11 protein-coding genes and 2 tRNA genes are annotated in these 11,754 nt (G+C 59.9%); 8 read left to right on the forward strand and 5 right to left on the reverse strand.

Annotation, left to right across the window (positions count from 1 at the left end):
* Positions 1–45: 45 nt before the first annotated feature.
* From ABD997_RS09490 to ABD997_RS09505, 4 genes are all read left to right on the forward strand, one after another.
* Entirely contained in the window at positions 46–1,245 is a 1,200-nt protein-coding gene (locus ABD997_RS09490) for a hypothetical protein (RefSeq protein ID WP_345316773.1), read from the forward strand.
* Positions 1,229–2,122: a metal ABC transporter solute-binding protein, Zn/Mn family gene (locus tag ABD997_RS09495; protein ID WP_345316774.1), complete on the forward strand. Its 894-nt coding sequence runs from the start codon at positions 1,229–1,231 to the stop codon at positions 2,120–2,122. Before ABD997_RS09490 ends, ABD997_RS09495 begins: the two co-directional genes overlap by 17 nt.
* On the forward strand, positions 2,119–2,877 hold the full coding sequence (locus ABD997_RS09500) for a metal ABC transporter permease (protein ID WP_345316775.1): 759 nt from the start codon (positions 2,119–2,121) through the stop codon (positions 2,875–2,877). The genes ABD997_RS09495 and ABD997_RS09500 overlap by 4 nt, the downstream gene beginning before the upstream one ends.
* Positions 2,878–2,990: 113 nt before the next feature.
* Positions 2,991–3,191: a DUF6494 family protein gene (locus ABD997_RS09505; RefSeq protein WP_345316776.1), complete on the forward strand. Its 201-nt coding sequence runs from the start codon at positions 2,991–2,993 to the stop codon at positions 3,189–3,191.
* Positions 3,192–3,293: 102 nt separating this feature from the next.
* Here ABD997_RS09505 and ABD997_RS09510 read toward each other — a convergent pair whose 3' ends face one another.
* Positions 3,294–4,199 (reverse strand): D-2-hydroxyacid dehydrogenase, encoded by a 906-nt coding sequence (locus ABD997_RS09510; protein ID WP_345316777.1) that lies wholly within the window; start codon positions 4,197–4,199, stop codon positions 3,294–3,296.
* A gap of 65 nt (positions 4,200–4,264) precedes the next feature.
* On the opposite strand from ABD997_RS09510, the gene ABD997_RS09515 reads away from it, so the two are divergent.
* On the forward strand, positions 4,265–4,597 hold the full coding sequence (locus tag ABD997_RS09515) for a DUF3392 family protein (RefSeq protein WP_345316778.1): 333 nt from the start codon (positions 4,265–4,267) through the stop codon (positions 4,595–4,597).
* Positions 4,598–4,600: 3 nt separating this feature from the next.
* Here ABD997_RS09515 and ABD997_RS09520 read toward each other — a convergent pair whose 3' ends face one another.
* The 4 genes from ABD997_RS09520 to rsgA form a co-directional block, all read right to left on the reverse strand.
* Complete coding sequence (locus tag ABD997_RS09520; RefSeq protein ID WP_345316779.1) at positions 4,601–5,323, reverse strand: glycerophosphodiester phosphodiesterase; 723 nt, start codon at positions 5,321–5,323, stop codon at positions 4,601–4,603.
* A 12-nt stretch (positions 5,324–5,335) separates the two neighbouring features.
* A complete protein-coding gene (locus ABD997_RS09525; RefSeq protein ID WP_345316780.1) occupies positions 5,336–8,515 on the reverse strand; it encodes a mechanosensitive ion channel domain-containing protein in 3,180 nt (1,059 codons plus the stop codon).
* Between the two features lie 174 nt (positions 8,516–8,689).
* Positions 8,690–9,562: an archaetidylserine decarboxylase gene (gene asd, locus ABD997_RS09530; protein ID WP_345316781.1), complete on the reverse strand. Its 873-nt coding sequence runs from the start codon at positions 9,560–9,562 to the stop codon at positions 8,690–8,692.
* A gap of 14 nt (positions 9,563–9,576) precedes the next feature.
* Complete coding sequence (gene rsgA / locus ABD997_RS09535; RefSeq protein WP_345316782.1) at positions 9,577–10,629, reverse strand: small ribosomal subunit biogenesis GTPase RsgA; 1,053 nt, start codon at positions 10,627–10,629, stop codon at positions 9,577–9,579.
* A gap of 86 nt (positions 10,630–10,715) precedes the next feature.
* Between rsgA and orn the strand changes: the two genes are divergently transcribed.
* The 3 genes from orn (at position 10,716) to ABD997_RS09550 (ending at position 11,730) form a co-directional block, all read left to right on the forward strand.
* Entirely contained in the window at positions 10,716–11,261 is a 546-nt protein-coding gene (gene orn / locus ABD997_RS09540) for an oligoribonuclease (RefSeq protein ID WP_345316783.1), read from the forward strand.
* A 189-nt stretch (positions 11,262–11,450) separates the two neighbouring features.
* Positions 11,451–11,526: transfer RNA gene (locus ABD997_RS09545), tRNA-Gly, on the forward strand.
* A 128-nt stretch (positions 11,527–11,654) separates the two neighbouring features.
* Positions 11,655–11,730, forward strand: a tRNA-Gly gene (locus tag ABD997_RS09550).
* Positions 11,731–11,754: the final 24 nt, after the last annotated feature.

The raw sequence follows: 11,754 nt of genomic DNA on the forward strand, positions 1-11,754 counted from the left end.
CTGTTCGGGGGACCGCGTCTTTACTTCAATTGTTGGTGAATACAGATGAATACTCCCTGGCAACGTCGCGCCATCACTTTAGGTGCCTGTCTGTCGGCCCCTTTTTCCGCTTCTCTCTCGGCTGAGATTCTGAGCAACCCCGCTATCTCCCTGGCTCTGGATGGTTATTACCAGGAGGGCGAGCGCCCGCTGGATTACCGCGACACCGGTTTCGGATTGGGCCATACCGAGCTGGCCTTGTCCGCCACCATTGATGACAAGTTCTACGGTAAGGTCACCACAGTGCTGGAGAGCTTTGAGGGTGAGCTGGAGTTGGAGCTGGAAGAGGCCTTTATCCAGACGCTGGCAATGCCGGCGGGACTCTCCCTGCGAGCAGGCCGTTTCTTTGCGGAGACCGGTTATCTCAACGGCCAGCACCTGCACAGCGATGCCTTCGTCTCCCGCCCGGCGGTCTACCGTGCCCTGCTGGGCAACCACTACTTCGATGACGGGATCCGGATCAACTGGGTTGCGCCGACAGACCTCTACTGGGAGCTGGGTGGGGAGCTGTTTGACGGTGCACCACTGCAGGCCGAGGATCTTGATCACCCGGAGACCGTGGGTGTGTACCACCTCTACACCAAGTTTGGCGGCGATATCGGCATCGACCACAGCTGGCAGGTCGCGCTCTCCTGGTTGCGTAATGAGAACGGCCAGGGCCATGCCGAGCCCCATGATCATGTCGAGGTGGCCGAGGTGGTCGATGAGCACGAGCACGCCCATGGGGCCCGCTTTACCGGGCGAGATCTGTATAACCTGTCGGCGGTTTATAAGTGGGCCCCCGGGGGGAACTACAAGTACCGCCATCTGACGCTCAGTGGGGAGTATTTCTACCTGAATGCGCCCTTCGCCGAGGATTCGGATCCTCATGAACCCGGCATTCTGGCCACCGAGGAACATGAGCCGGAGTTCTTTGATGGCTGGTACCTCTCCGGGGTTTATCAGTTTGCGCCGAGCTGGTCCGTCGGCCTGCGCTATGGCGAGATGAATGCCGCCTTGTGGGAGGAGCTAGAAGAGGAGGGGCATTTCCATGATGCCCGGATCCGGGAGGTCGAAGCCATGGTTGCCTGGCATCCCAGTCATTTCTCAACGGTGCGGCTGCAATACGTCGATCAGCGGGTGACGGAGCTGGGCGATTTCGATGACCAGGTGTTTACACTGCAATACGTTATGACATTGGGGGCTCACGGTGCGCATCAGTTCTAAGCTCTGGGCCGCAGCCCTGATGCTACTGGCTTCACCCTCGGTATCGGCCCTGGAGATCTTCGCCTGTGAGCCGGAGTACGCCGCACTGGCGCGGGAGCTGGCGCCGCAAGCCAAGATCTTCAGCGCCACCACGGCGCTGCAGGATCCCCACCAGATCCAGGCGCGTCCCTCCTTGATCGCCCGGATGCGAAAGGCGGACCTGGTGATCTGCGCCGGCGCCGATCTGGAGGTGGGCTGGCTGCCGATGCTGCAGATGAAGGCCAACAATCCCCAGGTGCGTGATGGTCAGCCGGGGATCTTTTATGCCGCGGACCAGGTAGAGACCCTGGATCAGCAAACCGAGCTGGACCGAAGCCGGGGGGATGTCCACGCAGAGGGTAATCCCCATCTGCACTTCTCTCCGGAGCGGGTGGCCCAGGTTGCCGAGGCACTGGCCCAACGGCTGGCACAATTGGTACCTGAGCAGGCGTCGAACTTCCTGGCTCGCAACGAGGATTTCCAATCCCGCTGGCAGGACGCAACTCAGCGTTGGCAGCAGCAGGCTGCACCGCTGCGGGGGCAGGCGGTGATCGCCTACCACAGCAGCTTCCGCTACCTGCTTGACTGGCTGGGCATGGAGCAGGTCGGGGATCTGGAACCCAAGCCTGGCCTGCCGCCGACCAGTGGCCACCTGGCCAGCCTACTTGAGCTGACAGAGCAGCGACCGGTGATGGCGATTCTACACGCCGGCTACCAGGACCCCCGTGGCGCCAACTGGCTGGGGACACGCTCCGGCGTACCGGTGCTGGCCCTGCCTTTCGGCCCCGGCGATGAGATCGAGGATCTCTTTGCCCTCTATGATGCGGTTTTGGCCGCGTTGTTGGCCGTAGCAGAATGAACTGGGATCCGGTCCTGATCAGCATTCTGGCGCCGGCCTTGGCAGCCGGATTGCTAGTGCTCTCGACCCATGTGATCCTCGGCCAGCAGGTGCTTAAGCGCGGCATCATCTTTATCGATCTGGCCATTGCGCAGGTGGCTGCACTTGGCGCGGTGCTGGTGCACACCTGGCCCGGCGCCGAGTCGGTGCCGGGGCTGCATTACCTGCTGCCGATGCTCTTCGCCCTGGGATCGGCAGCAGGGATCGCCCTGCTGGAGCGTTACCTGAGGGAGGAGCTGGAGGCGTTGATCGGCTGCCTCTACGTGCTGGCCGCCGTGGCGGCGATGCTGCTGTTGGCCAAGGATCCCCACGGCGGTGAGTTGCTTAAGCAGCTGCTGTCGGGCCAGATCCTCTGGCTCGACTGGCCAGCCCTGCGGTTTCCGGCACTGCTCACCGGGGTCATCTTGGCGCTGCTTTACTGGCGTCCACACTGGCTGAGCGGGCCTCAGTTTTACCTGCTGTTTGCGCTGCTGATCCCCCTGTCGGTTCAGCTGGTTGGGGTCTACTTGGTCTTCGCCAGCCTGGTTCTGCCGGCCCTGGCGGTGGTTCGACGCCAGGGCGCAGCGGCCCTGTGGTGGGGCTATACCGTGGGTGTGCTGGGGTTTGCTACAGGCCTCGGGCTGTCGGCAACACTGGATCTGCCTTCGGGGGCGACCATCGTTGTGACCCTGGCGCTGGCGGCGTTGTTGGCCCGTATCGGCTTGCGAGCCCGTTAAGCGAATGTTTTAGGCGATTTTCCGGCTTGGAGCCCGCTTTTCCAGCGCGTCTCCACTCCTTGGTTTATAACTGAGAGTGAGTGTTATCACTTTGAGAAACAAAGGAGAAAAGGATGGATAGGGAACAACGGGATGGCGCCATTCGGCGGTTTCTTAAGCAGGTGGGGATCCAATCCCACCAGGAGTTGGAGCAGCTGCTGATCGACGCTGAGGCCGAGGGAAAGTTGGGGGCCGAGCCTTTGCAGGTGGAGATGACCCTGTCGGTGCCCCAGCTGGAGTTTGAGCACAAGATCCAGGGTAAGATCGGGCGCTGATTCCATTAAAGATTGAGACGGATGGATCCAAGGCCGCGCCTGCAGCGCGGCCTTGCTGTTGTTACTGAGCCCTTCGGATGATGCCCTGACCCAGGTGCCTGCTCAGTAGCCGCGTTCGAAATCCACCCTGTGCAGCAGCGACTGCCCCTGTTTAAACCGGGTAAGGTTTTGTACAAACAGCGCTACGACCTGCTCGGGAAAGCTGGTGGCAGCCACATGGGGGGTCAGCGTGATCTTGGGATGTTGCCACAGCGGGGAATCCGCGGGCAGCGGCTCCTCATCAAAGACATCCAGCACCGCATGAGCCAATCTCCCTTCATTCAACGCTGCCACCAACGCAGAGGGATCCAGCACACTGCCGCGTCCCACGTTGATCAGGGTGGCGTGGGAGGGCAGGGCGGCGAGGGTGTCGGCATTGAGTAGCCGACGACTCTCCGGTGTCGAGGGCAGTATTGAGACCAGCACGTCGCTCTGGGCCAGGGCGGTTTTGAGTTCTGTAGCGGGGTACACCCGATCAAACCCCGCGACCTCCCGCCCACTGCGATTGACGCCATGCAGGGTCATGCCAAAGCTCTTGCCCACCCGGGCGATCTGCCGGGCAATATCCCCGGTACCCAGTAGAGTCAGGCATTGCCCCTCGAGGCTGGGGTAGGGATGGGGCAGCCACAGCCGCCGCGCTTGTTGTTGGACGTAGAGCGGCAGTTGTCGTAAGTGGCTCAGCAGATGGGCAAAGACGTACTGGGCCATCAATGGCCCGAAGATCCCTCGAACGTTGGTGAGCTGGTAGTTGCGGGGCAGATCTTCGGCCATCAACGCATCGACGCCGGCGTAGGTACTGGCCAGCCAGGTTGGGGGCGGGTGGCCTTGACGCAGCAACGCAGCAGCGCGGCCAGGTTCAGCAAGCCAGATGGGCGAGCCCGCTACCTGCTGTGAAACCGCCACCCCCTGGGACTCAAGCAGGCCCTGGTACTGGTCGTTCTGTCCGGTAAGAATGGCGATTCTGGTCATGTCACCTCTTCCTCATTGCGCGTTGGCTGTTACGATACGTCTCGGTTTTCACTAAGGAAAGTACTATGAGTTGGTTGCATGAGCTGGTCACCAGCCTGGGTCGGACGCTCTATCCCTACCTTTTCGATATCTCCATCGCCCTGATGGTCTGTCTGCTGGTGGTGGTGGCGCCCTGGCTGCAGGGGCAGCTGCGGCGGCGTATTCGTCAGTGGCCTTTTCTGCTTCGCACCCTGGTGTTTGTGCTGCTGGTGACCTTGGGTTACGGGTTGCTGATCACTCAGAGCGCGCCCTGGCTGGCGAAGCAGCTGGCTCAGCTCTCCGCCGGCTGGCTGTTGCTGGTGGTTACTCTGGCGTTCGTGGCCATCGGCCTGGCCGCAGAGCGCGCCCGACAGATGTGATCGTCAACGCCACACCTTGCCCGGTGCCAGCCTCTGGCTGTGGCATAGGGCGCGGGTACGGGCCGGGTAGTTGGTGAAGATCCCGTCTACACCCAGTTCGATCATCTCGGCGACCTCGTCGGGCCGGTCGACGGTATAGACGTAGATCTTGGTGCCCCGACGGCGGCTGTCCGCCAGAAGCTCTGCATCGAGGAAGTTGGCGCTCAGGTGCACCGAGTGGGCATTTAGCTCACTGGCGACCTCGGCGTAGCGCAACGGGCAGCCAGCAAACAGGGTGCCGATCTTCAGTTCTGGCCGCGCTTGCTTCACCTGCGCCAGCATCGGGTGGTGGAAAGAGGAGATCAGCCACTGCTCGGGATTGAACCCCAGGCTCTGCTCCGCCCGGGCCAGCAGGGGCAGCAGGGGATCCGCCGTTCCCAGTCCCTTTAGCTCGATATTGATGTCGCAACGTCCGGCCACGCACTGCATCACCTGCCAGAGAGTCGGCACCCGCTGGCCACCGCCGGCATCCAGAGTGGCCAGCTGCGCCAGGGTCATATTGTGCACCAGTCCCTGGCCGCTGGTGGTGTGGTCCAGGTAGCGATCGTGGATCACCACCAGTTCCCCCTCCACGCAGTGGACATCCAGTTCGATGGCATCGGCGTCCTGCTCCAGAGCCAGCTCCATCGCCGCCAGGGTGTTTTCCGGCGCATCCGCCGAGGCGCCGCGGTGAGCAATGATTTTCATTCGGGAGTTCCCTTAATTGCGGACCAGGCCGCTCTCCTTGATCTCCTGGGGGGCCAGGTGCAGATCCATCTGTGGGTAGGCCAATACGATTCCCTTTTCGCGGAACTTGGCGGTGATTCTCATGTGCAGATCATGTCGCAGCGGCCAACGTTTGCCCATCTCGTCGGCGTAGGCGCGCACTTCGAAATCCTGGGTGTGGGTACCAAAGCCACCGAAATAGATCTCCGGCTCCGGTTGGCTGAGGGAGTGGGGGCTCTCCTGCACCGCCTGATGCAAGGCCGCTTCGACCAAAGCCGGGTCGGAGTCCCGGGCCACTGAGACCTTGAGGATCACCCTTGTAATGGCATCGGACAGCGACCAGTTCACCAGCTGCTCGGTGATGAAGGCCTTGTTGGGGACGATGATCTCTTTTCGGTCCCAGTCGACGATGGTGGTGGCGCGGATCTGGATCTTGGAGACGGTACCGGAGAGGTCACGGATGGTCACGGTGTCCCCGATACGGATTGGCTTCTCAAACAGGATAATGAGGCCGGAGATAAAGTTGGCAAAGATCTCCTGAAGGCCAAAGCCCAGGCCGACGGTAAGCGCGGCGATAAGCCACTGCATCTTGCTCCAGGCTAACCCCAGAGTGGAGAAGACGGCTACGATCCCGATCATGTAGACCAGGTACTTACTGACGGTGGAAACGGCAAAGCCGGTGCCGGGACTCAACTCCAGTCGTTGCAACAGCATAAGCTCGAGCAGCCCCGGCAGGTTGCGGGCGATCATCCAGGTGAAGGCACCGATAACCAGCGCTGTGACCAGGGACTTTAGGGTGATGGGGACCGCTTGCTCTATGCCGCCCACCATCTGGCCACTGGAGTAGAGGGTGATGCCATCGAGGAAGCTGAACATGGCTGGGTGGGTCTGGCTCCACAATGCCAGCAGGGTCATCGCGAACGAGAGGAACATCAAAGAGCGGATCAACCCGAGGGATTGACTGGATATGGTGTCCAGATCCAGTTGGGAGTCGTCAAAATCCAGCTGGCCTTCGGCACTGGTGCTGCCTTGCCCTTCTGATTTTTCTCGCTCCCGCATTGCCAGTACTTCGGCGCGGCGCGCCTTGGCAAGCTCAAACTGGAGGCGCCGCCGCTCGATCAGCATCCAGCGCTTGATCATCAGGTAGATCAATAGGAAAGCAATAGCCGCGGTGACAGTGATCTGGGCCTGCCCCAGCAGTTGCTGGGCGCTGTAGTAGTAACCTCGCCAGGCCAGTACCAGGGCGATAAGGGGGACAACGAAGAGCGTCAACCAGATCAACCGCTCCAGCATACGTTGATTGATATCCGTCTTGCTGTGGTGCTCGTGGTACTCCCGGGAAAGGGCGGCCAACCGGCGGAAGCTATAGCTGGTCAGCAGGCAGAGCAGGATGAAGGAGATCCGTCCCAGACTGGTGGTTAACAGCGGCAGGTCCAGGGCCTCGGTGATCGCCAACAGAGCCATCAAGGGGGCGGCAATCAGGTGGACCTTGAACAGCAGCTTGTTGAGCTTGGCGACCAGGGGAGGATGGCGACGGAAGTGGGCCACCAGTAATCCTTCTGGGTGGGTCAGCAGGCGGACCCAGAGGTAGAGTTGCAGCACCAGCGACAGCGCCAGCACGCCCTGACCAAGGGCGTTGGCAAAGGCAAACTCTTCATTGTGCAGCCAGATGGCGCCCGCTAACCACAGTGGCAGCATCGGCAGCAGGCCGAAAAGCAGGGCCAGCAGCAGGGCACGAAGAGAGTCACTGAAGCGGTCCCGGGTAACATTACCAATGTACTGGGCGTGCCGCTTTCGCCGCTGCTGGTAGGGGCGCTGCAGCAGGTCAAGTAACACAATCATTAAGACCAACAGCAGCAGCCACCAAGACCAGGCGGCTTGCTGTGACTGCATCGCCTGGCTTAGCTCTTCAAACCGTTTGGGGTCCGTGAGCCAGCTGAGGCTTAGGCTGAAGTTTTTCAGGGTGTCGGCACTCAACACCGGCGCGTTGGGCAGCCAGAACAGGTACTCCGTAATTAACTGTTTGAAGTTGCTTTGCAGGGTGGCAAGCTCCTGCTGCTGAAGCTTCAACCGGGTCAGCTCTACCACCAGGCGTTCATGACCCTCAATCAGTTGTATCAGTAGCTCCTGTTGACGTTGATGCAACTCATGGGTTACCTCAGACGGGTCATCCATGCCGCGTTGTAGCTGTTCCAGCTGGCGCTCATAGTCGTAACGCTGCAGCCGACTGTTACTCAGTGCAGAAGTGGTGTCGATCCCTTCGGGCTGCCGCTCGAGTTGGTTTAGGCGGCGGATCAGGGTGCTGCCAAATCGTGCACTGGCGTCGCCCCACTCGAGCTGCTCCCGGGTTTCGTTCAGTTCGCTGCTCTGAGACTTGTAACGTTGTTCGGCCTGAAGCAGGGACTGGCTGATCGACTCGATCTGGCCGTTGAGCTTCGCCAGGCTTCGGGCCAGGTGGGCATTTTCCTCGCTTAAGCGACTGAGCCGAGGATCCCGTTCGCGTTCGGGTGCTCGGGCCGGGTTCTCCCTAAGGGCCGTCTCGCTCTGCTTGCGGCGCTCAGCTTCTGCACGGCGGTTAAGCTGAGTCAGCTTAAGCTCCAATGATGTTTGCTGACTCTGGACCAGGCGTTGACGCAGGCTGATCAGCTCCAGATCCTGTGGCAGGCTCTGGTGCTCCAGTTGCATCAGCGTCAGCAAGGCGGAGAAGTAGGCTTGGCGGGCGCTGGCAAGACCGTCCTGATCAGACATGCCCTGTGCTAGTACCAGCTGCTGATGCGCACTCTCCTCGATTTCAGGCAGCTGGGACAGGCGCAGCCTGACCTGCTGTTGAAGTTGGCGGAGCGACTCGGCGCTGCTCTTAAGCTCCTGCAGCTGGGAGTGGATCCAGGATTGCTGTTGGCTGATGGGCTGATCGTTATCGACGCCGGCGGGCAGGGGTTCATTGAGCTGGCGGTGAAGCTGTGCCTTGCGCTGTTCGAACTGTTGCATCTGTTGGCGCAGCTGATCGGTCTGTTGCTGAACGTTTTTATGCTGCTCCTGCCACTGCTCCAGCGTCAGGGATGGGCTTTGTTGGGGGTCGAGGGAGAGTAGGCGTCGTTCCAGGGAAAACGCCGAACTGGCCTGGCTCGCGGGCACGAGCAGGAGGGTCAACAGACAGAGCAGAATGCGCCACATGGTGATCAACTTAGACTAGAGGCGAGGAAAACGGCGCAAGTGTAGCGGAGAAAGAGGGGGGTGACTATCGCTTCTCAATGAAAAATAGAGCCGTAACAGCGAATTAGCCGGAATAAGCGGGACGGAGGGTAAACAAGACAGCCGGGCCGCTGTTCGGCGACCCGGCCAGGGGGCTCAGCGAGGTTGGCAGTGAGCCATGGGGCGGCCGAGGCGAGTCTGTGCATCCTGGGTGAACACATCGTCGAATTGGGCCAGCATCCCCTTGCCGAAGCAGGCGACGACGGTACTGCCGAGTTTAAATCGACCCATCTCTTCACCCTTGGCTAGGCGGATCGCCTGGTCACCATCGGTAGGATAATCCCAAGCCATCACCTGACCACCAGTGGGAGGGGTAACGGTTCCGGCCCAGACGGTTTCGATGCTGGCAACAATGGTCGCCCCCACCAGCACCATGGCCATGGGACCATGGGCGGTCTCAAACAGGGTAACCACCCGCTCATTCCGGGCGAACAGTCTCGGAACATTGGCCGCAGTCAGGGGGTTAACGGAAAATAGGTCACCGGGGACGTAGATCATCCGCGTCAGCACCCCGTCACAGGGCATGTGAATGCGATGGTAGTCCTGCGGAGAGAGGTAGATAGTGGTGAAGTGCCCCTCTTTGAAGGCCTCGGCATCGCTGTCGTGGCCACCCAGCAACTCCTGGAGGCCGAAATCATGGCCTTTCGCCTGGATCAGTCGATCATCCACGATGGGCCCCAGTTGGCTCACCCGGCCATCGACCGGCTGCAGCAGGTTGTGCTCACCCTCGGCTAACGGCCGCAGCCCCGGCTTGAGTTCACGGGTGAAGAAGTCGTTGAAGGTTTTGAAGGCCTTCGGATCCTCGATCAAGGCTTCCTGCATATTGATGCCGTACTGACGGATGAACCACTTGATAAAGGCGGTGGTCAGCGGGCCGGCCTCTGAGGCGGCAAATTTTCCTACCAGGCGGGAGACCGCATGCTTGGGCAGGATGTACTGGAGTTGAATTTTCAATTTGTCCAGGGACACGGAACTTTCCTTTGTTACTTATCGTTGAGCGGATCGGCAAAGTGCCGCGTTGGTCGCTCAGACGCCATGGTTTCTAAGATACGATGATAATTGTCGAAGCGCTGCTGGCTGATTTCACCCTGTTCAACAGCCGTGCGAAGGGCACAGCCAGGATCGTCGCCATGTTTACAGTCACGGAATTTACAGCCCCCGAGGTAGGGACGAAACTCTTTGAAGCCCCAGGTGACCCGCTCCGGCGCCAGGTGCCAGAGAGCGAATTCGCGAACGCCGGGGGAGTCGATGAGCTCCCCGCCACTGGGAAAACGTAACAGCTTTGCGGTGGTGGTGGTGTGTTGTCCGAGACCGGAGTTCTCGGAGACGGCGCCGATGTCCAGCGCGGCTTCGGGCATCAGGGCGTTGATCAACGACGATTTACCCACGCCCGACTGACCAACGAAAATACTGGTGTTACCCGGAAGGCACTGCTGCAAGGCGGCAAGCCCCTCACCGGTCTCACTGGATACCAGGTGGATGGGATAGCCAATCGCCCGGTAGGGGGCCAGGATCCGGTCCACTTGAGTACGGGCTTCATCGTCCAGCAGGTCGACCTTGTTCAGCACCAGCACCGGTGGGATCTCGGTATCCTCTGCGGCAACCAGATAGCGGTCGATGATCTGGGACGACAGTTCCGGCACCACGGCGGAAACGATCAGGATCTGATCAATATTCGCCGCCACCACTTTGAGACCATCATAGTAATCCGGCCGCCGCAATTCACTGGTGCGAGGATGCACTGCCTCTACGACGCCAGCGATCCCTGCCAAGGCTTCATTACCCTTGCGCCATTCGACGCGGTCGCCGACAACAATGCTGCCAATGGTGCGGCGCAAGTTACACCGATAGATCTCGCCATCGCTGCTCTCCACGTCCGCATGCTGGCCGAAGCGACTCACGATCCGTCCGGCACACTGGGGCCCGAGGGCGTCGTTGTCCCATTGTGGCTCGTTTCGCTTGGTCAGTCGTTTATCCCGGTTCGCACGAACCCGACGCATCTGACCTTTGGTGAGTTTCTTCTTGCCCTTGCTCACTGTGCTCCTGGCAAACCGTGTCTAATGTAAAATAAAACCCGTATGATACCCCATTTTACCGGTAAAGCCCGAGACGAGAGGATTGGATGGCTCAAGATCCCACGAATTTGATCTGGATTGATTTGGAGATGACTGGTCTGGATCCGGATCAGAACACCATCATCGAAATCGCCACGATAGTGACTGATAGCCAGTTAAAGGTGTTAGCCGAGGGCCCGGTGATCGCGATCCATCAATCCCAGTCCGAGCTGGACAAGATGGATGAGTGGAATCAGCGTACCCACGGGGGGAGTGGGCTCGTTGAACGGGTGCAGCACAGTCAGATCGATCTTGTTGAGGCCGAGCGTCAGACCCTGGCGTTTCTGGAGCAGTGGGTCCCTCAGGGCGCATCCCCGATCTGTGGCAACAGCATTGCTCAGGATCGGAGATTCCTCGTCAAGTACATGCCTCAACTGGAATCCTACTTCCATTATCGCTACCTCGATGTCAGTACCATCAAAGAGTTGACTCGTCGTTGGAAGCCAGAGCTGCTGGAGCAGTTTAGTAAGTCCGGCTCACACCAGGCGCTGGATGATATTCGTGAATCGATCGCAGAGCTGGAGTTCTACCGGCAGACGGTTTTCAAAATTTAGCCAGTCGGCGCAAATTTCTCTTTTCGGGGGTTGCGGAGCAAAACGATTTGCTTATAATGCGCCCTCGCTGTTGAGGGGAAAACCCGTTGAGAGCGGCTGAAAAACGGATTGTACGACACTGACTCAGTACGGTTGGAGAGAGCAGCGCAACCTGCCTTGATAACCCTCAGAGTGGGGCGGCGACAAAATGCGGCACTAGCTCAGTTGGTAGAGCGCAACCTTGCCAAGGTTGAGGTCACGAGTTCGAACCTCGTGTGCCGCTCCAAATTCAAGTCTTCGCAAGAAGCGGTTCCGGTGTTGATTCGGGATGACAATGCAGCACTGACTCAGTGCGGTTGGAGAGAGCAGCGCAACCTGCCTTGATAATCACTCAGAGTGGGGCGGCGACAAAATGCGGCACTAGCTCAGTTGGTAGAGCGCAACCTTGCCAAGGTTGAGGTCACGAGTTCGAACCTCGTGTGCCGCTCCAAATAGTTGACTTCAGGCTTGCCCC

Origin of the sequence: Ferrimonas gelatinilytica (assembly GCF_039544205.1) — a bacterium.
Taxonomy (GTDB): Bacteria; Pseudomonadota; Gammaproteobacteria; order Enterobacterales; family Shewanellaceae; genus Ferrimonas; species Ferrimonas gelatinilytica.